A 20,485-nucleotide genomic window follows, 5' to 3' on the forward strand; every position below is an offset into this window, starting at 1 on the left:
AAGGAGAGTATACAATGCCGAACTTACAGCAAGTTTGTTTAAACCTTACAGCAACCTTAAAAATACCTTTTTACTAAATAAAAAAAGGAACTTACCCATTAGGATAAGTTCTTTCTACTTTCATATTTATTAATTTTTTTCTGGAGCCATTTATCCAGGACAACAACAATGATATCTTGCTGATCTTTTACTGGCATCTCCACTTAGTTATCTCATTAACCTTCATTCCACCTTTTTATATTTTCAATTCACTCATATTCTTAAAACTTATTGCCGTTTTTTCAAAATGCCGCAAATAAACCAATCATTTATTTCACAAAAAAATTATCTTATTTTAGATAAGCTCCGAGATAATGGAATATGGTTATCTTAAGGTTTTAAATGAATAGGAAGAGTAATCCTATAACTATTAATACCAGTCCTCCCCCCATACGAAGACCTCCAGTTGCTACAGGATCACCTGATATTAGATCAAAAAAACTTAATAAATAAGCACTTACTTTATTAGCATTTTCACTTTCTTCCCAACGGGCTCTTAACCCCCAAATAAATAAGAATAGACCTACTAAAATGACTATGGCAGGTACTATATACCACATTACACTCATCATCTACTAATTCGTTTTCCTTTCTTTTTCAAATTTAAAGAAAGAGAGAACCACTACCTTTGCAATCTTCTATTCTCGCTCCGAGATAGTTAAGCAAGGCTAACTAAAGCAGCATACCTAAAAGCCTCCGTTAGTATTCCGATGTTTATTATCATTCTGTCGGAGTTCCTCTATTGACTTAGTTCTTTCAAGTGGATTTTTGCCTTCCCATTGCTTTTTCGTTTTTATTGATTTTTTGTACTTGTAAATAGTCACTATTGCAAACAAAACTAAAATTAATGAAATCCACATAATCGTTTGAAACATAAAAAACCTCCTTCAAGTCCTCCCCAACATATTTGATAATATTGTTTAAAATTACTCCAATCTCCTTTTACAAGTCTCTAATACCAATTATTTCAAATCTGCACACAGAACTCAATCTTTACTTCACATATAAAAGAGCTTATCTTATTACAGATAAGCTCCGAGATTGTTGAACAATCGCTTCTCTATGAATTAATAACTAATTTCGATTTACTTTTCTTAAAGTTATAATTATTGTTAATTGATACACTGTAAATGAAACCCCAAGCAAGGCTATAAATATTAGTGATAACAGTGAACTCGCGATACTATTACTTTTAAGCAATAATAGAGATACTCCGATCCAAAAAACTATTAACCTTATTATTCTATTTGTAACGTGTGACTTGAACATTTTACACTTCCTTTGTTTAATACTCCAACCCTAAACCTACATAGAGCGCTTACTTATTGTTAAGCAAAAGCTCCGATTAATTTAATAAAGTAATTCAATTCATTTTGGATATAATCCCCTCTTTAATTCCATAGCGTATGAGACCATAATATGGATCTTTAGTAATTCCGAGGATCTCACAAAATGCTGGTTCAGTTTTGTAACCTTGTTTTCTGAGTCCTAACACTTTGGATTTAAGTTCAGGAAATCTTTGCATCAACTTATATTCAATTATCATATGAAGATATGCGTTCTGATTATGTACAGGCTCATTTTGCCCGAATAACTCAAATTCAAAATTATTGAAAACAAAATTCGCTTTTACAACCTCTTTAAATCTAATGGTTGTTCGCTTTACCTTGAATTTTTCTTTATTCCCATAAAGAGTTATTAGCTGACTTTCGAATTCATCTAGTTTATTTACTTCCATAATAACGTCCAGATCGGAGTCCTCTACATCGATTCCAATTGGGATGGTTCCGCACAAGACTGGATGGTAGGTTCTTAATTCATTCATAATACGCAGTTCTTCAATTGCTATATAAGCTTTTTTCTGTTTATCACTACCAATTTTCATTGCTTCAAATAATTGAATGAATACCACCTTCCAACGTAAGATTATTTAATTTTAGAATGAAATGATGTATTCCAGATTTGCTCCGAGATTGCTTAATAACTTTTCATTTTCTTTTAGAATTACTTTATCGTCTCTTTTTTCTCTTTCCAATGACTTACAATAAGACTTGAAGAGAAAATTAACAATAGCAACATAAAAATTGAGGAGATTAGTGATATAATTCCTGCTTGATTACTAATGTCATTAAAGAATTCGAACAAAAAATAAGGCATTAACAGTATGCTTATTACAAATATAAGAACTTCAACTTTCACCTTTTATACCCCCCACTACAAATTTTTCCTTTTGATTATATCCATTCTACGGATGGGCAAGTAAATCGTTTCACTAAATGACCAAAATTTACAATGCCGATTTTTTCAAAAAAATCCGCATAACTCAATCTTTAATTCCAGCTAAAAGGAGCTTATCTTATTACAGATAAGCTCCGAGATTGTGGAAGATTAGTTCTAAGAGGATTGATACTATACAAGGGAGTCTTCATCAGAAAATAGTCTTTCTTTAACAAAATTGACCTGCTCTATCATATGACCAATATTTCCTTCTCCAGCATATAAGGACATATTAAAAAAGTTATTATCTAAATTAGACCAATAAAGAATATTTTCATCACCTGAAACTGATACATCCATTTTTAATCTACCAACATATACTTCAACGTAACAATCTTGAAGATAGTATTTAAAATCCATTAAATGATGAAGAGTTATGTCCATTTTAGAAATATTGGTTTCTTCAAGAAGCTCTCTATAAGCAGCATCTATACCTTTTTCTCCATCTTCAATTTTTCCGCCTACCAAATTACTTAGTCCTTTATAAGGATTCTTCAATCTTTCGCACATTAATAACTTGTCCATACTTTTGTTATAAATCATCAAAACATTATAACCCTGCACGCTATCCCATCCTTATTAAATAAACGCTCCGATTATCTTGAATAAGAGATACTACCACATCGGCTCCTCTTGATTCCTCAATTTATAGAAATAAGGAGCCACACCCAAGGAGATGACACAAAAAATGAGTTCTATAATTAAAACGTAATTATACGGTACACTGAACATAACTAACGGAAACCATATAAATGGGATAACTGTGAAGAAGGTTAATTGATTCTTGGATTGTTTAGATAAATATTGAAACCCCTCACAGTTAGGACATTTTAATTTTTGTCTTAATGTAAACATCCTTACGAAAGTTTCTCTCCAACTCCATTTATAACCACAGTTTTGACAAATCGGCATATTCTCCCCCCCTATTTTTCAATGCCTTAATTTACTCTATAAAACTCCATAAACCTACATAGAGCGCTTACTTTTATTAAGCAAACGCTCCGATTTAATGGAACAATAAACAAATTGTTATTACGAGCTACTGCTTAATAAATAATCCCAATAACTAGCGCTATTGCCATACAAATGATTGCTGCAAATTTCGATTGCTTAATTATACGTTCATCACCTTTTCGCAAGGATTCAAAAAATGTGAGTGTAAAGTAATAACATAAAACTATTAGTAAAATAAGAATGATGCTCATCCCAATTCCTTCTCTAGATACTTCCATACGTGACATCAAACCGCCAATCATTTATTATTTTGCAACTTACCCTTTTGAAAGAGTTTATATAATTCACCTATCCTAACAATAGTTGGAAGGTTTAATATTACTCCTACGAACTTCAATTCTCGCTCCGAGATAATTGAGTATGAGATAAAACTTATTTCTGTCGAATTCACCACTCAATATCTTCATAAATATCAGAGATAAATCTTCCATCAACTTTACCCTCTTGGAACAATTGTGTCGCTGTACTAAACTCTTGAGTAACTGAGCCTTTTACTTTTGTTAAGTAAAATCTCTCTTCATCTTGGCTAATCCAATATTCATTATTTCCATATTTGAAATTGTACTCTTCTCCAATTTGAATTCCATTTTGAAACTCTTTGAACTGATCTTTAGTCATTTCATCACTCCATTCAAGGGTTTCAACTAGAGCTTGTAAAAAGCTAAACGAAAAGGTTGAGAAATAGAGTTGATATTTCTGTTTTATCCAACATTAGCTCAGATTTACTTGAAGACTCGTATTCGAAGCAATCAGATATATTTTGCTGGAAATTCTTACTCAGGTTTACGCTAGATTACTTAAAAAAGTATAAATCCCAACGAAAATACTAAATCCAGCAACAAGGAATGATGTGAAAGCGACTGGTTTTCGTTTTTGAAATTCAGTAACCCCCATAACAAGAAACATTCCACCCATTAATAGCATTAAATAAGGCAATATAATTTCAGCTGTTCCAGTTATCAAACCATAAATAGATAGAGAAACTACAATAGTTGCCAAAATCATTCTAATTATTTTCACCAGCACTTCCCCCGCAATAATGAAATTAGGTCCTTTACTAAAATCCCCTGTAATTCAGTTAAAATGAGCACAAACCTCTCTAGATTAACGCTCCGAGATTACAGAACATTGATATTTGTTATGATTGTTTCCAACCACTGGTTTGTATCCTTAAAACAGAAGCCATTACTCCTATGAGGCAAAAGATAATTCCTACTGGCAAAATGAAGAATAGTATAAGGTCTGGAATTATTCCAAGGTACGGTAGAATTGTACATACCGGAACTGCAACGGTCAGGGTTAATAAGATAATCAAATTTAATTTTTTGGTATTCAAATAATAGTCCTCCTAAAACAATACAATAGTTTTATTAGCATCTTACCTTAGTCAAAATGCTTAATACCAATTATTTCAAAACGCTGCTAATAAATCCATCTTTTTCCCAAGAAAAAGAGCCTATCTTATTAAAGATAAGCTCCGATTATCTTGAAGACTCGAAGTTGAGATACTTCTAAGACCAATCTTTAATCCCCGGGTTACATTAAGTACAATTATTTTTTGTATAAACACTAATCCCTTGTTATTTTGATAAGTTGATGACAATTGGGTCTAGCTCAATTTCAACATGACCTTTTCCAGAATTAAGACTAGCAATTTGAACAGGCTGAATGATAAGCTTACTAGCTCCCTCTTGAATCGTACCGAAATCACTTGATCCTTTAAATGTTTTGCCATTATCAGGTGAAGTGCCACCACCACTGGTTCCATTCATATACACATTACCAAGGTCATCTGTTACATGGAAAACAGGTGTCACGCTTTCCCACTCTTGTAGAAGGTCAACCTTTATCACTTGTTCATAGCTAATGACAGTGGAAACATCCGTAAACTCAATCGATTGAAGTGTGAAACTCACATTTTCTTTCTGTACAGTTTCATTCACTAACTGTAAATCACCTTCTAAACGGTTGAGTGAAAAAGCGAAGGACCAATCCCCCTCCACTTCTAAGTCACTTGACAAACTATAAAAGGCTTCAGGCTTCCAAGTAACTTCTATTGTGTCTGGATATTCTTCATCTTTAAAATGTGGAGTGAAGGATGCTAATCCTACATAACGATCGTCGCTAACTTTTGTAATTTGATCACTTCCTCCCATACCGTTGGAACCAACAATGTTAAACCAACTTAATGCATTGATTTCCATCTCTTCTTTAATTTCACGTTCTGTTTCCAGTGCATATGAAATTGTAACATTCTTGCCATCATATACCGCATTGTCTATCATAACGGTCATACCATTGCTGGTCTGTGCAAGACCAATATCAGTTGAGAAGGTTTCAAAATTTTCGTAGCGATGTTCTTCGTCATTAAAATAACTAATGACATTATTCATAAAAGGAATTTGGGCAGCAACAGATGGGAAGGCAAAAGCAACCGAAGTAGTAAATAACCCTAAAATAAACACAGCCGCTAAAATTGGATTTTTAAATTTTCTTGTTTGTTGCTCTGTTTTCGCTTTTTTCACACCCATTATAGACCGATCATGTAATTCTTTTGGAATCTCTATTTTATGTATCTCTTGATTTATTTTATTGCCCACAAATATCACCCTCCTTAAATCCTTTCCGAAGCTTATTTAACGAACGGTACAATACTGTTTTAGTCGTTCCCAGCGGCATTTCCAATAACTCCGATATTTCCTTAAATGTATGATGATGATAAAACCTCAAAAGAACAATGCTCTTTTCATCCTCTTCCAACGTGTTTATCAACTCTTGTAACGTTATGGAAAGAGGTATATCTTCATCCTCTGTCCCTATAAATTCCTCATACTCTTGTTTTAACAGAACCACTTTGTTATTTACTCGAACTAGATTAGTTGCACAGTTTATTGTAATTTTTATTAACCATGTTTTGAAATACTCCGGCTTTTTTAATGTACCTATATTTTCAAATGATTGATAAGCTACTTCTTGAACAACATCTAAAGCATCATCTTTATTTTTTACATACACATAAGCCATTCGATAAATATCTTCTTCATATTGTTGGAATAGTTTTAAGAAGGCTTTATCATTTCCCTTTTGAGCTTTTTTTACTAAACGTGTACTAATGTAAATTCACCCTTTCTTTTTTTGTCCTACATCTATTAGACAAATAAAATGGCATTTTGGCTTTATTTATCTTAAATGTTTTCAAATAAAATAATCGTCCAAACTAAGGACGATTATTTTATGGATTTGAGATCCGTTATTTAACTCTACTTCTCAATGCTACACTGAAAAAGGAATATAGTTTTGAACAATCGCTCCGAGTTTGCTTAATATCATCTAAAATTAATTATTCATAAAAACAAACGACTCTTTGTTTAGTTCACTAATCCCAGAAGAAGATCTCTCGCCTTCAATATCCACTTGCTTTGTTTTCTTCTTACTTGAATAAATCCCAATCTTCTGCTGTTGAATGTCTATGATACTTTTTACAACTGCTTGTATCGAAAAAATGAGAAGAACATATAAAACAAGAACTGGTACAATCAGCCAGTATCGCTCAGTCATGATACCCATACGCATGGTTTCAAACATTCCAGTCCATTCGTAAGTTAATGACTGTGAAGCCCCACCTCCACTCCTTATCCCTCCTCCTAAAAGTATTCTAAACACACTTAAATGCATTAAAACTTGGAGAGCTTGAATCATTTGTTGTCCAAAAAGGTGGACTAACTTCGGAAAGAGATGAACTGTAATATGTCGAAATAAGAGTCTACTTTTACTTCCACCTAATAATATGGCTGCTTGTGCAAAGTCTCTTCTCAGAATTTCCTCAGCTTCACGACCAATTGTATTTAATACAACAGGAACAGCAAACAAAATGAGAATGCTAACTTCCAACATGATATTAGACGTCATAGAAGATTCAGCTAAAACCCTTTGGTCTTCATCAAAAATCAAAACATTCACTAACAAAATATACGCAATGAGAGAAAGAGGGAGAAATTGCATCCCATCAGCAATGTTATTAATGATTCTTTTAGATCGATTTCCTAACCAATATAGATAAGGTATTGCGAGCGCATATCCAATAACAATCCTTAAAAACGCAATCAATGCTGTAAGAAGAATAGTGTACTTCGCACCAACCATTAATTTACTTAAAATAGGATGACCATGCGTATCTGATCCTAACAGTAGCACTCCGTCTTCTGGCGGATGAGGTGGAGCGTGATAAGCGCCTTGTTCATCTTGAATTATTTTAATGGTAGTTACTGGAACTTCTGCAATATAGCTATACATAAAGCTTATGATTAAGATCCCCAGTAGATAGATCAACGCCATTACAAACTTTGGCTTTTTACACAGAGATACAAAAAAACGACCCATTTTGTTTATTAATGAAAAAATATGTATACCACGATTGGTTAGGCTTTTAGAACCCGTGGAGAATAGTTTCATACCATTCATGGAAACTCTTGAATCATTAAACTCCTCAGCTTGTTTCACATTAAAAATCCATTCTAGAATACTATAAATGATATAAAATGGTGTAAAAATTAGAATGAGAGTAATCGCTATGATAAACGGTCGAGTATCAAAAAAGATTAATCGAACGATACCATAAAAGTTATGTAAATACTCTATTACCAACAAGCTGGATAGTGTGATCCACACGATTGGCTTCGATTGAATCACCAGACTTATTTTAATATTCCTTAAGCAGTGCCATATCAAAACATGCATTCGACTAAACCCTTTACTTCTTACTAACTGAACATAATCTTTCTTCCATTCTTCCTCTAACAAAAGCAAAAATGCCCGATAAAATAAGACTGTTGGTAAGATACATAAAGATAAAATGGGAGACAAATAGATCTTCTCACCTAGATAAGCAAATTCAAACAGTAAAATATCAAAAGTCTTATAAATCCAGACTACAAGCATTTGCAGTAAAAAAATAAAAAGAATGTCAGGTAACGCTTCCAAACCATTTAACACAGTATGAATGGTATGTTTCATCTTATGAGGGAAACCAAAAGTTGATAGGGCAAACATTATTCCAAGAACAATGGCAATCACTAATGCAGCAAAAAGAATCGTCATGGAATAAAGGTAGTTGTCGAATATGTAGGAAAACAACGGCTTCTCTACTAATTGGTGACCGACATATTGTTGAAAGTACCAATCAGATGGAGTAATGATTGAACGGCAGACGTCCCATAGATTATGAACGTAGATACTCATATTCAGTTCAAATCCATCTGTAAAAAAAACAGGTATACAACTAATAAATATGATCCCTACAATGCCTAATATGTATTTATAGAATAGCTCAACAAACTTCATTTCCCACCACCTTAAAAAACACTCAACTTTGAATTTAACAGTTAAATATTCCTATATATGGTATACGTCTGATGATTAAGAAAAGTTTCATCTTATAATAAAGTCTTTTATTTAGATGTATAAAATGTGGATTTCTACTTAATAGTTACGAGAGACTATTCACACGTAAGTATATCGATTATCTCGAAACTGAGTCTTCATACAGATAGATAAGGGTTTGAAGTTATCGCCCCCTTTTCCCCCTGTTTGCACCGTATGGGCAACTTTCATCGCGTACGGCGCGCCAACTAATCCAATTCATTCTTTCGATGTAATGAATAAAGCCGATTTATATTAAATCTTAGATTGCTTGAAGATTGCACTGCCTTCGAAGATCATTTACCTTTTCTTTTTGAGTGTTTTCCAGCTTTAATTCTTTAAGGATCGCTTTAATTTTAAGTGGATCCTTTAAATGTACAAGCCGGTGAACGGGTTCATATAACACGATCAGGTTAGAGAATCGATCATCTTTTGAAAGATGATAAGGTCTCTTATGATGACAGTGCCAGTCTGATAATCCAAGCTCTGTTCCCGTTACAGCACACTTACCGTACTGAGCGATGAACTTACTAATGCGATTATCATTGTATTCAATCGTTCGATTTGGTATATAGTTTGACATGACATAGTTAAGTACATTTTTCTGAATCGCTTTTAGGTTCTGGTGAATTTTCGCCCTACCTTTCGCAGTATAGTTACAGGTTTCTTGCGAAAAACATAAGTTGGTTTTATGCCGTTGCGCATAAATCGGGACGAATACCATGTCTTGAATCTTATAATATTGGGGTTCATACCCTTTAAAGCGTTTTTGTAGCGTACTTGTCATGTCTTTAAACTCAGCTTCTTTTCTCACGTCTTTTAATCGGTTGTATAATGTCCTGCGAAGATAGAAGTTCAACTCATGTAAATTATTTGTGATATGAGTGGCGGCAGCGTAATAATTCTGGATCCCCATGACAACTGTATTGAAATGCCAGACGGTCTCAGCACAAGGCTTTTTATGGATTGCCTTGATGGATTCTTTCATTTTCCTTTTGGCATTTGCTTTGGCTTTTTTCGACATATTTGAATGAGCCACAAATCCTTTTCTCGTCTTTCCTTTCTTGACAGCTCGAAACGTAAATCCTAGAAACTCTGAAGAGTTTTTCTTTAGGTTTACTACTTTCGATTTTTCTTCACTTGCCTCAAGATGAAGTCTTGTATGGAGAAAATCCTTTATGGCATAATTCATTTTCATTGCTTGTGAGCGTGTACGACATAAGACTTTGAAATCGTCCGCATAACGGACGATGTAACATTCTTTTAAATTTGACCTCTTCAGCGCTTGTATTTTACTTCCATTATGTTTGTACTGATGGCTAGTCTCCAGAGTTTCCCATTGGTTACTAATCCACCAATCTAGTTCATTTAACACAATGTTGGATAGAAGTGGAGAAATGATACCGCCCTGTTGCGTTCCTCTGGTTGGTATGCCTTCTCCTTCAACCTCTGCCTTCAGAAGCTTTGAGATAATAGAAAGCAATGCTTTATCCTTTATACCAATAGACCAGATCTGTTTCAGTAATTTGCTGTGATTGACGTTATCGAAGAAGCCTTTAATATCAACGTCAATACAATGATAAAGTCCACTCAAATTGATAAGAGACTCGAATCTCGCTTTTGCGTGATGCGTACTTCGATTGGGTCTAAAACCATAGCTGTGTTTGTGGAATTTCGCCTCACAAATCGGTTCTAGGACTTGTAAAATACATTGTTGAAGAATTCGGTCCCAGATGGTGGGTATCCCCAACGGTCTCGTTTTGCCGTTGGCTTTTGGTATTAGAACACGTCTAACGACTTCAGGCTGGTAGGATTGAAGCGTGTTTTGAACTTTCTCAATGACTTCTTCTACAGACAGAGATCGAATGTCATCGATGGTTAATTTATTAACACCTGCCGTTTTACTTCCCGTATTTCGTTTGATATTTCGATAGGCAAGACGTATATTTTCGTTCGAACAGATAATATTCATTAAGTCATAGAAATTCTGACCATTAACACTTTGAGCGTACAGATTATCAAAGCAGTGCTCCATATTGTAATACTCAGAGTGTCTCAGTTTCTTCCGTTTCAACAAGTCGGTGACTCCCTTAGGAGTTGAACCTCTTTTAGTCTCACGAGAACCTTATTAATCGATAAAGAACTGTCTTACATGGTTGAATGATCTTCATTAGTCTAGTGGCGATCCCTCCATGTGAATTAGACATTTCATTGGTACTGTGCCACCACTTTCACTGATATTAAGGTAAGTTATACAGTTGTTATTCTCACAATTGTTTTCCTTATCACCATTTCATCGGAAGCAAGTCCTCCACGTTATCAGCTTACAACGTTGAATTATATCTATTATAGAAAGAAGTTAGGTGCTTCCTGTAAGCCTGTTAGTCGTTCATGCGCCTTTAACACACCGTGGACTTTCATATTTACGAGTTTTACTCATCCACTACTAACCTCACTCTTGGTGATATACACATTTCTATGTATTGCAGTTATAGACCTGTACCTTCAGAAGTTCGTCAGCTTAACCTCTATTCTTATAGGTTATACGCATTCTCACCATGTTCTTTCAACCCAAGCATTATGATTCACACCACCCCCGCAGGTAGGTTTTCGTCAGCCGATCCTGTTACGGTGAATTCTCACGCCTTTTCATCGAGCTTATAACACTCTTATCCTTGCTAATTCAAGTGCTATTCGACTAAGAGAGAGCCCTTCAAGACGTTACGCTATCATTTGACTCTTCGATATAATCCTTCAGTTCTGTAAAGAACTGTCTAACTTTTACCTGAGTAATGTGACCATTCTCAGTTTAATTAGAAACGTTTCGCACCACAAAACTGCCCGATTGCTGAAGATGCTTCTGTATCTATAATACCTTAAAAAGTTAATTTATCCTTGTCCATTTAAAAGCAACAATCTTTACGAAGAGAGCCTTATAAATACACCATTTTCAGTAGGGTATTGGTTCATTCTTTCCTCCAGGTTTTCTGTAGTTTTGTTCGTAAAGGAGATAACCAACACCTCGCTAGGATTGTAATTCAGTTCTTTAACTAAGTACTTCACTTTTTCGATAATTGTCTGGCTCAAATCGGAACCGGCGGGTTCCAGCTACAACAAGATTATTCCATACCTTTAGTCTTTTAATATGGCTTCGACTTGCTGTTCATCCAATTGATTTTACTATGTGTTCTGTGTATGTGTTTGTTGGTGGCAATAAAACACCCGCTCTTTGCTTAGCAGCAGAAGCGGGTTAACTATTTATTACATATCGATAACTTCCTTTAAGAATCGTTTTATACGCCTATGTACTAGATCATCTAAGTTTTTTAGATAGCTTACGAATCCAATCCTCATTTTCCTTTTGAACCGAAAAGGTGATATTTGTTGCCACACACGGTCGTTTGTTTGGATTCTGAGGCACTGATTTTTTCGTGTTTTTCTTCATATTAAAAACACACCTTTTTCGATAGTTTGTATAGTTTATGCAAATTACCGAAAAATATCATTAAAAAGAGGAAGCACATATAACATGCTTCCTCTTCTTCATTTATTTTATTTAGCGTGTCTAATTGCGTCCATGTCCTTGGCTCTCATACGTCCTATTGAACGCTTCATATTAATAGTTGTTGGCTTTTTGTTCGGGTTTCTAGGAGGCACATTACCGTGACGGGAAGTTTTGGTTGATTCTCTTTTTATTTGATTTCTTAATGGCGTCTCTTTTACTTTCATATCTTCCACTCTCCTTTCGTTCTTGATTCTATATTATCATAAGTACCTATCAATTTCCATCTCATTCTCTTGTCTCTGGTTCATCATCCGCTTCATCGTCATAGGACAATATTTCCTCCTCATTTGCTTGTAACCACAAATCGAACGTATATAACAGGTTTAGCATTAGAGAAGCGTCTGCCCCTGTCACTTCACTTTTCTTCCTCGAACTAACCAGAAATAGTAAATTGTAATACTCGCCAAAATAAGGGAATAACACAGATGAAGATTCGCTTTCGAGTATTTCGATATTCTCTCCTTCTAGGATTGTCTTAATGGCTTGTTTTTCTCTCATACCAACTTTCCTTAAGGTGAGATCATGGTCTTTCATAATTTCTTTATAAGCAGTTGTGACATTCATTTTGAATTCTTCTTCAACAGGAGAGGCTTCTACCATATAGGAATAAAGATCAAGTTGGAACGTTACTGTAAAATCACTTAGATAGGAGAGAGCGGCTTCTTCGTAATTTTCAGGACTAAATTCAAATTCATCCATGTGCCAGTCTAACATGTTCTTTGGCATCGTCTGATTTACTTTAATGAGTTTTTCGCTCAACTCAATAAACGTTCCTCGGTTTTTATTGATACTTTCAACTAAACCCTCTTGTTTTAATTCATTCGACATGAACTTTGTAATATCAGGTGTTTGAAAAACGAAAAGATCAATGACCACTACACTAATTACAAGGGCGATCAAGTGCTGCAGGTTCTCCCCAACATCCGGAAACTTATTGAATACCCAGAGAAAGAAAGATGAGAGGACTATCATGCCATAATATATCTTTCTAATAGCTACGCGATATTTCAGGTAAAACTCTCGACTCCATATGTATAGACCTATGCTAAATGCAATCCCAAGCAATAATATGCTCAATATTAAGATTGTGTACCAGGTTACTTCCATCGTATTCCTCCTTTCTTTCGCTATTATACTTCATGTTTTTTAATTCTTCATTATTGTAGAAAGTAACAAAAAAGCATTAACGAGGTATCCCGATCCTTGTTCCGAAACAGATTGACACATTTTCCACAATATAATATCTGATCAAACTAACCCTTGTATATATAAAGTTATTCATGCTTAATTAACTCAACTTTAGGATCCGCAGATTTATACCTACCAAATATATCTCCCCCATCCCATCCGGACGTTTGAAAAATTATTATACAACATTAAAGTATCTAGGAACTGAGTCTATCAGATAAGTGCTGCCCTATTCTGGAATAACATAGAAATTCAATATCCACCGTTTAAAACCCTTCCTTCATCACAATATCGTCCGTGATAATAGAATTTCTAATATGCCTTTAACTTAACATCTTTGATTTTTCCTTTTGCATTTTGATTACTACTTAGAATTACATTGAAGTGGATTATTCATTGATACCAAGAACTTTTGTTCGTATAATGATATAAAGAAGGAAAAATCCATAAACTTGTCATCTACAAAAAATGTTTTAGAAAATTAAAATTTCAGATTGTAGCTTAAGCTACAAAGTTAATAATGAATTAAAATGATAAATACTAAGGTAGCCATGCAACTTTAGTAAATGTGCTTCAATTCTATTACAAACTAAGTAACAATCGTTCTCAAATAGGGAAGGGAATTATTCGAAGCCAAAGCACCTATTATATTACTCTGTTCTATTAAAGTTTTAGTAGGAGGTATTTAATATGGGAAGTTACCAAAGACGGGGAGAGAATTCTTTTCTGTTGGTGGTAGAAGCAGGATATGATGCTAAAGGTAAACGTAAAAAACGTACCAAGACAATACGGATCACTGATCCACCTTTATTAAAAACGAAACGCAAACTAGAAAACTTCTTACAACAGGAGTTAGCAAAATTCCAGATTGAAATCGAAGCTGGTGAATACATTGCTCCTAACAAAAACTTGTTTAGTGACTTCGTTCAGGAATGGTACAAGCGTTACGCAATTAAAGAACTATCCCCCACTGTAGTTAAGAACTATATGAGCTCTTTACGAAGTCATATCCTCCCTATTTTTGGATCTAAACGAATTGGAGATATTAAAACAATTCAAATCATACGGTTTTTAGATGATAAAGCAACCGGTGAGAATGAAAGAAAAGACGGACGTCCAGGTAAACTCTCCTCTGATTCTATACGGAAACTTTATGATGCGCTTTGTAATGTATTTAATAGAGCATATGATTGGCGTATTATTAAAGACAATCCGATGACTGGTGTTAAAAAACCGGCAGTCAAACAAAGAGAAATGAGGTATTACACTAGTGATGATCTTGGAGAAGTATTTGAAGCATTGAACCAGGAACCACTGATGTGGCGTGTATATTTTTTAGGAGCTCTATTTGGTGGATTTAGAAGAGGAGAATTAACAGCTCTTGAGTGGTCAAACGTCTTATTTGATACTAATGAAATAGAGATTATAAATAACATTGTAGGTAGCGAAAACGGTCAACCTATTATTAAGGATCCCAAAACAAAATCATCTAAAGCCTCAGTCGTCATGCCTGAGTGGTACATGGAGTTATTAAAAGAGTACAAAGCTGAGTGGTTAAAGGAAAAAGAAAGCGCAGCTGAATACTGGGAAGGGAGCGATCACCAGTATCTTTTTCATAAAGGATTAGGAAGTCCACTCTATTTTACAACGCCTACAACAAAATGGAGTCGAATAGTTGAGAAATACAAATTGAAAAAAATTCGTCTTCATGACTTACGCCATAGCATGGTCGCACTTTTAATGGAAGAAGATAACGTGAATTTACCAGCCATTCAGAAACGAGCTCGTCATTCAAGTTCGAAAATCACTTCAGATATCTATGGACATATTTCTAAGAAAAGAGCTACGCAAACTGCAAGTCAATTTGATAAATATGCGCCAAATAATAATTTGGTCAACAAATCGTCAACAAACTGATAATTGCGATGTGTGTACAAACTTGCATTCACAAGAAAAACCCTTGATACACAAGGGTTTTTTAGATGGAGCATAGCGGGATCGAACCGCTGACCTCTACACTGCCAGTGTAGCGCTCTCCCAGCTGAGCTAATGCCCCGTATAATGACAGCGATTTCCTGTCGACAAGATTTATTTTATCATAGCTTTTATTGTGAGGGCAACTTATTTTTTGAAATATGCGAAAGTGCGCTACTTTGAAATCGCCTCCCCTTTATCAAAAACCCCTCAACACAATACCAATGTACAGAAGGTATATTGAGGGTCTTTTATCTATTGAAATCTTTTAAAACTTTCCTTCCCCTACTTCCTCTGCTTCTTCTTTTAATTCCAACCTCCTCTTTTCCAACTCCAGCTTCTTTTCCTCTACCTCTAACTTTTTCTTTTTCAAGTCAAAATTCATTACAAAATATAAAAAAATAAACGTCATTCCAACGATTACGGATATAAATAAAAATAGGTCCATGATCTCCTCCTAAGTGTTACTTGTTTTTAAATTATACGGGTGGGTAGTCACAACATATTCATTTTACTTTAGCGAGTAACTGGTTTTAAACGCCACTTCTCTCTTTTTTAATCATGCTATACTAAAGAATAATGAGAATTGGTAAGGGAGATGAATACGATGAAAGATGTCCTTATCCAGTATATGAAACGCTTCTCGGATCTCAGTGAATCCGAATTAAGAAAGCTAACAATCGATATTCCTGTTGCTACGTTTAAGAAAGGAACGGTCCTTTTGCATCAAGGTGAAGTCCCCAATAAATGCTATTTTGTTCTAAAAGGGTGTGTACGGCTTTACGGTGTCGATGAACATGGGAATGAGAATACGTACAATTTCTTTACGGAAGAACAGAGTGTGACGATCTTTAATCAGCATACTCCTGACAAAGTTTCTCCCTACTCTCTTAGCTGCTTGGAAGACTGTACGCTTATTGTTGGTGATTTATCGACTGAGCAGGAAGCTTACGACCTGCATCCGGTGTTAGAAGAACTGACTCGAAAAATGATGGAAGAAGATCTTGGTGCGATGAGGGATGAATTCTCCTCCTTCATTTCATCTACCCCAGAAGAGCGCTATCAGAACTTGGTGAAGAAAAGACCAGATTTAATTGATCGAGTTCCTCAGTATCAACTAGCAAGCTATCTGGGAATCAAGCCAGAATCTCTCAGCCGGATTAAGAAACGATCCATAGCTAACCTAAGGATTGTTGATTAGTCCATCGTTACTTTTCTTCCTTTTACTAATAACCAGATCCCAAATCCTAATTCACCGATCACCATGGGAACCATAAGGATTAATTCTAGTAGCTCAGTAACGTTTTCAAGTTGGGGGATAAAATGGTACATGAAATGAATAAGCGCGTAGCTGAAGCCTGCTAGAACGACAAGAAAGCTAACCACTTTTGGTATTTTGATTGTATTCCATGCTACCAGTCCGACTGCGATCAAATGAAGTCCAAAAATGATTAATCCAAATGACCACATGGCTTCAAAAGTTGTGATGGCATCCATTACTTGCTGTGCCACAGTATCCGACGTACCTCCCACTGAATTTTGAACAATCGTGTTCGTTACCACCAGATGTGAAACCGCAGTGGCTAGCATGGCTGTATAAAGGAAACGAAGCCAGCCCGCTAATAATGCGTAACCTGCATGAAACGGCTTTAGGAATAAGTAAAATCCCCATGATACAACTAAATCCATGATGATAATAATGAGCCATCCAAGTACCTCAAGGCGAAATCCTTGAGATGCCTGGATGTTTTTTAATGTCGTTGTCGCATCTCCGTCAACGACTAGTGAACTGTGGACATACCCATGAGCAAAAGCTGCTACAACCGCCATAATAAGTAGGGAAATGCCAGACAAGACTGCTGCTTTCTGCTGCATGTTTTGATTCGTTGTTCTCCCTAACCCCATATAAGAGCCTCCTAGACTTTGATGTTAAATCTATTGTATTTTGTCTGAGGAAGACTTTCATTGACTTAAATCAAGGATTTTGCGCTTTTAGAAATTTAAGCAAGTCCCATTCTTATCCACAATGAGATTACCTAAGTAAACCACACTAATTTCAATAAAGATCACGAATCACTTTTTTTATCCCATAGCTCTATCCTCCCAAGCCAATGGTGCTATTAAAAGGGTTAGCAAAGGAATTTGTGAAGATCTGTTTAGGTCGAAATCCTTTTGAACCATGTTAGGTGCTTTGAAATAATTGGAGTACGCGTTTGTTAATGAACTAAAATGAGGTTGGTGATGACGGTAAATGTTAAAAAAGATTAATCCCGCCGGAGTTTTATCAATAGCCATGCTAATGGGATGCTCCGCTGAAACGGAGAAAAAAATCGATGAGGATCAAGCAGAAGATGTGACATGGTCATATGAAGGAGAAACTGGGCCATCCAATTGGCATACGTTGCACCCTGAGTATGCAGCATGCGGTGAAGGAGAAAAGCAGTCTCCAATCAACATTGACGTTTCTACTGTTGAACTGAACGATGATTTAGAAGCACTTGATATCTCGTACCAATCCACTCCGTTTTCATTAGAAAACAACGGACACACGGTTCAACTGACAGATCCAACTGGGGAAAACAGCATTTCATTACAAGGAGAAAAATATACCTTACAACAACTCCACTTCCATACCCCAAGTGAAAATTCTTTGAACGGTGATCATTTTGAAATGGAAGGTCACCTTGTTCATAAGAATGAAGCGGGTGAGCTGGCCGTTCTCGCCTTCCTTATTGAAGAAGGTGAAGATAATCCAGTCTTAGCTGAAGCCTTTTCAAATATCCCTTCCGAACACAGTAAAGAAGAGCTCTCAAGTAAACTAAAGTTGGAATCATTACTGCCAGAAGACATGTCAACATTTCGGTACAGCGGTTCGTTAACGACTCCTCCTTGTTCTGAAGGTGTTAGCTGGGTTGTTCTAGAAGAACCCATCGAACTATCAGAACAGCAGATTGGGGCATTTTCGGAAAATTTTCCGCATGGGAATGCAAGAGAACCCCAACCGTTAAATAAGAGAGAAGTCTACGTCGAATAGTCTACTCCATCAAAAAAACCTCTTGCGGATGCAAGAGGTTTTTTTCGTGTTCCATAAAAGTCCAAACAACAAAAGAAACGCCGTCCGTCAGCGTTTCTCCTCTCTTACCTTCTCTCCCGACTCGTTAATCCCATCGCCACAAACCGTACGATCAATGACGCCACAATACTATACACAATCAGTGCGAACACCGCAGAGAATTCAACGACATACTGTCCAGCGAATTCTGTGGTTGGAAAGATGTTTCGGAATGGATATAACAGCGGCGCTGAAAAGTCATAGATCCACTGTACAAACGGAGCTGTTGGATTTGCGCTGAATAGTTTCAGCAATATGCGAATTCCGAGAATCGCTTCGATAATGCCAAAGATCAGGCGTACGAGCGATACGAGGAATGATGATAATGCTCTCATATTTCTTCACCCTTTTTGTCCTGTCATATCCTTTCTTTACCCTGTCGCGATGGATCACACACGTGTCGTTTTTTTCCAGTGATTGATGGGCATAATGGAAGTGGAGAAAGGAGCGTTTTGTTTTGAGATTACGTGACTTAGTTTATTATATATCGCGGTATCCCCCTGTATTACAACTCGGTGCGCTGATTGTTGTGATTCTAATCACGATGGGCTTTATTATGCACCTGGTAGAGCCAGAGATGTTTCCGACCGTTTTCGATGGGGTTTGGTTTGCGATTGTCACAGCTTCTACGATTGGGTACGGCGATACATCACCTGAGACTGTAAGAGGAAAAGCATTTGCGATGGTATTTATTATGTTTGGTGCTGGATTTATGACCTTTTATATGGCGAAGCTTGCCTCTTCTTTCGTGATAACGCAGGGAGCGCTTGGACGCGGAGAGCGCAGCTACGAACGGGCCAATCACGTCGTTGTTGTCGGGTGGAATTCGCGGAGCAGGCATACGATCAAAGCTCTTTTATCCAATCAGCCGGAGCGATCCATTGTACTCATTGATCATTCGCTTGCGGAAAATCCGCTTCAAAAAGAAGGCGTTCATTTTATTCGAGGTAATCCTGGTGAGGATCGTACATTACGAAAGGCAAAGGTAAGCGATGCGCATACTGTCTTGATTACAGCGGATCAGTATAAAAGTGAAATGGAAGTGGATATGCAGACGATCCTCACCCTTTTAACGGTAAAAGGGATCAATCCTTCTGTGTATACCATTGTAGAGATTTTATCGCCTGAGCAAATTGTGAATGCCGAGCGTGCGGGGGCGGATGAAATTATTGAAAGTGCGCATCTTCTAAGTACGGTGATGACGAATAGCGTCTTTTCACATGGGATTTCTACGACACTCCTCGAAATGCTTACTCATTTAAAGCCAAACCAACTCGATTTTATGAAGGCAGAGGCTTTTAGTGAAAATTCGTTTTGTGATGTCGCTCAGCAATTAAATGAAAAGGATATTCTGATGATTGGCGTAAAAAGAGGAAGCGATCTTGTCATGAATCCCTCCCCTTCGTTTGTTATCGAGTCAGATGATCTTTTACTTGTGATTCACACATAAGACGAGAGTGCTGCGTCAAACTCTTTCACGTAACGCTCTCCGTATTTCAACCACTTTTCATCAATTTCAGCATCTTTATCGGTTGGTTCCTGAAACTGGTTAAAGGACGCTGAGATATTCCCGATGTTTCCTTCAGGATCGACTCCTGCCTGGTACATATGAGAGAGCATGAACGGCTGCCCAATTTCTACAATCGCGCCATCCGCATCAAGCTCTTTTTTCACGGCTTTAATCGGCACTCGTAGAAAAAGATAACCGTCTTCGTCATCGATTTTATAGTCAAAATAGCCGTGATCATATTCCCAGCCGCCTCCGTAGCTATAGCCTAGTTGACGAAGCTTGTCCTCCATAATGCTAAGTTCAATCGTTTTCCCTTCGAGCTCCGAATTCATTGGAATCATGTGTACTTCCTCCCTGTTTACATAGTCTACGCTTATCGTGTCCAATG

Annotated in this window: 22 protein-coding genes and 1 tRNA gene; 4 read left to right on the top strand and 19 right to left on the bottom strand. The window is 36.3% G+C overall.

Translation table 11 applies throughout. From position 1 onward, the window contains the following. Positions 1-377: 377 nt before the first annotated feature. From ATG70_RS13340 to ATG70_RS13410, 14 genes are all read right to left on the bottom strand, one after another. Positions 378-599 (bottom strand): hypothetical protein, encoded by a 222-nt coding sequence (locus ATG70_RS13340; RefSeq protein WP_179886270.1) that lies wholly within the window; start codon positions 597-599, stop codon positions 378-380. Between the two features lie 126 nt (positions 600-725). After that, on the bottom strand, positions 726-914 hold the full coding sequence (locus ATG70_RS13345) for a hypothetical protein (RefSeq protein ID WP_098444778.1): 189 nt from the start codon (positions 912-914) through the stop codon (positions 726-728). Between the two features lie 488 nt (positions 915-1,402). Beyond that, entirely contained in the window at positions 1,403-1,951 is a 549-nt protein-coding gene (locus tag ATG70_RS13350) for a DUF4269 domain-containing protein (protein WP_257147694.1), read from the bottom strand. A 497-nt stretch (positions 1,952-2,448) separates the two neighbouring features. Continuing rightward, the gene (locus tag ATG70_RS13360; RefSeq protein WP_098444781.1) at positions 2,449-2,880 is read right to left on the bottom strand and encodes an NUDIX hydrolase; all 432 of its coding nucleotides are present in this window, start codon (positions 2,878-2,880) and stop codon (positions 2,449-2,451) included. 51 nt (positions 2,881-2,931) lie between these two features. Then, positions 2,932-3,228 carry a TIGR04104 family putative zinc finger protein gene (locus ATG70_RS22975; protein ID WP_098444782.1) on the bottom strand — a complete coding sequence of 99 codons (297 nt, stop codon included), beginning with the start codon at positions 3,226-3,228 and terminating at the stop codon, positions 2,932-2,934. A gap of 489 nt (positions 3,229-3,717) precedes the next feature. Continuing rightward, on the bottom strand, positions 3,718-3,948 hold the full coding sequence (locus ATG70_RS13375; RefSeq protein ID WP_098444783.1) for a hypothetical protein: 231 nt from the start codon (positions 3,946-3,948) through the stop codon (positions 3,718-3,720). A 165-nt stretch (positions 3,949-4,113) separates the two neighbouring features. Then, on the bottom strand, positions 4,114-4,350 hold the full coding sequence (locus ATG70_RS13380) for a DUF3953 domain-containing protein (RefSeq protein WP_098444784.1): 237 nt from the start codon (positions 4,348-4,350) through the stop codon (positions 4,114-4,116). A 560-nt stretch (positions 4,351-4,910) separates the two neighbouring features. Then, positions 4,911-5,930 (bottom strand): DUF4179 domain-containing protein, encoded by a 1,020-nt coding sequence (locus ATG70_RS13390; protein ID WP_098444786.1) that lies wholly within the window; start codon positions 5,928-5,930, stop codon positions 4,911-4,913. Then, positions 5,920-6,450: a sigma-70 family RNA polymerase sigma factor gene (locus ATG70_RS13395; RefSeq protein ID WP_098444787.1), complete on the bottom strand. Its 531-nt coding sequence runs from the start codon at positions 6,448-6,450 to the stop codon at positions 5,920-5,922. Before ATG70_RS13395 ends, ATG70_RS13390 begins: the two co-directional genes overlap by 11 nt. A 216-nt stretch (positions 6,451-6,666) precedes the next feature. Next, complete coding sequence (locus tag ATG70_RS13400; protein WP_098444788.1) at positions 6,667-8,670, bottom strand: ABC transporter permease subunit; 2,004 nt, start codon at positions 8,668-8,670, stop codon at positions 6,667-6,669. A gap of 340 nt (positions 8,671-9,010) precedes the next feature. Further along, positions 9,011-10,783: a group II intron reverse transcriptase/maturase gene (ltrA, locus tag ATG70_RS13405; RefSeq protein WP_179886331.1), complete on the bottom strand. Its 1,773-nt coding sequence runs from the start codon at positions 10,781-10,783 to the stop codon at positions 9,011-9,013. A gap of 884 nt (positions 10,784-11,667) precedes the next feature. Next, positions 11,668-11,835, bottom strand: a complete 168-nt coding sequence (locus ATG70_RS22980) for a UvrD-helicase domain-containing protein (RefSeq protein ID WP_179886271.1) — start codon at positions 11,833-11,835, stop codon at positions 11,668-11,670. A gap of 465 nt (positions 11,836-12,300) precedes the next feature. Next, positions 12,301-12,477: a hypothetical protein gene (locus tag ATG70_RS22535; RefSeq protein WP_179886272.1), complete on the bottom strand. Its 177-nt coding sequence runs from the start codon at positions 12,475-12,477 to the stop codon at positions 12,301-12,303. Positions 12,478-12,538: 61 nt separating this feature from the next. Further along, positions 12,539-13,420, bottom strand: a complete 882-nt coding sequence (locus ATG70_RS13410; protein ID WP_098444789.1) for a type II toxin-antitoxin system SpoIISA family toxin — start codon at positions 13,418-13,420, stop codon at positions 12,539-12,541. Positions 13,421-14,191: 771 nt separating this feature from the next. On the opposite strand from ATG70_RS13410, the gene ATG70_RS13415 reads away from it, so the two are divergent. Beyond that, positions 14,192-15,418 (top strand): tyrosine-type recombinase/integrase, encoded by a 1,227-nt coding sequence (locus ATG70_RS13415; protein WP_098444790.1) that lies wholly within the window; start codon positions 14,192-14,194, stop codon positions 15,416-15,418. A 66-nt stretch (positions 15,419-15,484) separates the two neighbouring features. Here the strand turns inward: ATG70_RS13415 and ATG70_RS13420 are convergent. Both ATG70_RS13420 and ATG70_RS13425 read right to left on the bottom strand, forming a co-directional pair. Beyond that, positions 15,485-15,557 (bottom strand) — tRNA-Ala (locus ATG70_RS13420). 186 nt (positions 15,558-15,743) lie between these two features. Further along, complete coding sequence (locus ATG70_RS13425) at positions 15,744-15,923, bottom strand: hypothetical protein (protein WP_098444791.1); 180 nt, start codon at positions 15,921-15,923, stop codon at positions 15,744-15,746. A 159-nt stretch (positions 15,924-16,082) separates the two neighbouring features. On the opposite strand from ATG70_RS13425, the gene ATG70_RS13430 reads away from it, so the two are divergent. Next, positions 16,083-16,676, top strand: a complete 594-nt coding sequence (locus ATG70_RS13430) for a Crp/Fnr family transcriptional regulator (protein WP_098444792.1) — start codon at positions 16,083-16,085, stop codon at positions 16,674-16,676. Here the strand turns inward: ATG70_RS13430 and ATG70_RS13435 are convergent. Continuing rightward, entirely contained in the window at positions 16,673-17,380 is a 708-nt protein-coding gene (locus ATG70_RS13435) for a DUF4386 domain-containing protein (protein ID WP_098444793.1), read from the bottom strand. The two genes, ATG70_RS13430 and ATG70_RS13435, sit on opposite strands and share 4 nt — an antisense overlap. Positions 17,381-17,726: 346 nt before the next feature. Here ATG70_RS13435 and ATG70_RS13440 point away from each other — a divergent pair, with 346 nt between their 5' ends. Then, positions 17,727-18,509 carry a carbonic anhydrase gene (locus ATG70_RS13440; RefSeq protein ID WP_098444794.1) on the top strand — a complete coding sequence of 261 codons (783 nt, stop codon included), beginning with the start codon at positions 17,727-17,729 and terminating at the stop codon, positions 18,507-18,509. A 104-nt stretch (positions 18,510-18,613) separates the two neighbouring features. Here the strand turns inward: ATG70_RS13440 and ATG70_RS13445 are convergent, their stop codons facing one another. Further along, entirely contained in the window at positions 18,614-18,922 is a 309-nt protein-coding gene (locus ATG70_RS13445) for a YggT family protein (protein WP_098444795.1), read from the bottom strand. 122 nt (positions 18,923-19,044) lie between these two features. Here ATG70_RS13445 and ATG70_RS13450 point away from each other — a divergent pair, with 122 nt between their 5' ends. Continuing rightward, positions 19,045-20,037: a potassium channel family protein gene (locus ATG70_RS13450; RefSeq protein ID WP_098444796.1), complete on the top strand. Its 993-nt coding sequence runs from the start codon at positions 19,045-19,047 to the stop codon at positions 20,035-20,037. Here ATG70_RS13450 and ATG70_RS13455 read toward each other — a convergent pair. Then, the gene (locus tag ATG70_RS13455) at positions 20,028-20,438 is read right to left on the bottom strand and encodes a YugN-like family protein (protein WP_098444797.1); all 411 of its coding nucleotides are present in this window, start codon (positions 20,436-20,438) and stop codon (positions 20,028-20,030) included. The genes ATG70_RS13450 and ATG70_RS13455 overlap by 10 nt on opposite strands. Positions 20,439-20,485: the final 47 nt, after the last annotated feature.

The sequence above is a fragment of the Bacillus sp. es.036 genome, assembly GCF_002563635.1.
In the GTDB taxonomy this organism is placed as follows: domain Bacteria; phylum Bacillota; class Bacilli; order Bacillales; family Guptibacillaceae; genus Guptibacillus.

Coding starts and splice junctions, on each gene's coding strand:
- ATG70_RS13440 (WP_098444794.1), top strand. CDS start 17,727: ATGTTAAAAAAGATTAATCCCGCCGGAGTTTTATCAATAGCCATGCTA.
- ATG70_RS22535 (WP_179886272.1), bottom strand. CDS start 12,477: ATGAAAGTAAAAGAGACGCCATTAAGAAATCAAATAAAAAGAGAATCA.
- ATG70_RS13410 (WP_098444789.1), bottom strand. CDS start 13,420: ATGGAAGTAACCTGGTACACAATCTTAATATTGAGCATATTATTGCTT.
- ATG70_RS13345 (WP_098444778.1), bottom strand. CDS start 914: ATGTTTCAAACGATTATGTGGATTTCATTAATTTTAGTTTTGTTTGCA.
- ATG70_RS13425 (WP_098444791.1), bottom strand. CDS start 15,923: ATGGACCTATTTTTATTTATATCCGTAATCGTTGGAATGACGTTTATT.
- ATG70_RS13415 (WP_098444790.1), top strand. CDS start 14,192: ATGGGAAGTTACCAAAGACGGGGAGAGAATTCTTTTCTGTTGGTGGTA.
- ltrA (WP_179886331.1), bottom strand. CDS start 10,783: ATGGAGCACTGCTTTGATAATCTGTACGCTCAAAGTGTTAATGGTCAG.
- ATG70_RS13430 (WP_098444792.1), top strand. CDS start 16,083: ATGAAAGATGTCCTTATCCAGTATATGAAACGCTTCTCGGATCTCAGT.
- ATG70_RS13445 (WP_098444795.1), bottom strand. CDS start 18,922: ATGAGAGCATTATCATCATTCCTCGTATCGCTCGTACGCCTGATCTTT.
- ATG70_RS13340 (WP_179886270.1), bottom strand. CDS start 599: ATGTGGTATATAGTACCTGCCATAGTCATTTTAGTAGGTCTATTCTTA.
- ATG70_RS13435 (WP_098444793.1), bottom strand. CDS start 17,380: ATGGGGTTAGGGAGAACAACGAATCAAAACATGCAGCAGAAAGCAGCA.
- ATG70_RS13455 (WP_098444797.1), bottom strand. CDS start 20,438: ATGATTCCAATGAATTCGGAGCTCGAAGGGAAAACGATTGAACTTAGC.
- ATG70_RS22975 (WP_098444782.1), bottom strand. CDS start 3,228: ATGCCGATTTGTCAAAACTGTGGTTATAAATGGAGTTGGAGAGAAACT.
- ATG70_RS13375 (WP_098444783.1), bottom strand. CDS start 3,948: ATGACTAAAGATCAGTTCAAAGAGTTTCAAAATGGAATTCAAATTGGA.
- ATG70_RS13400 (WP_098444788.1), bottom strand. CDS start 8,670: ATGAAGTTTGTTGAGCTATTCTATAAATACATATTAGGCATTGTAGGG.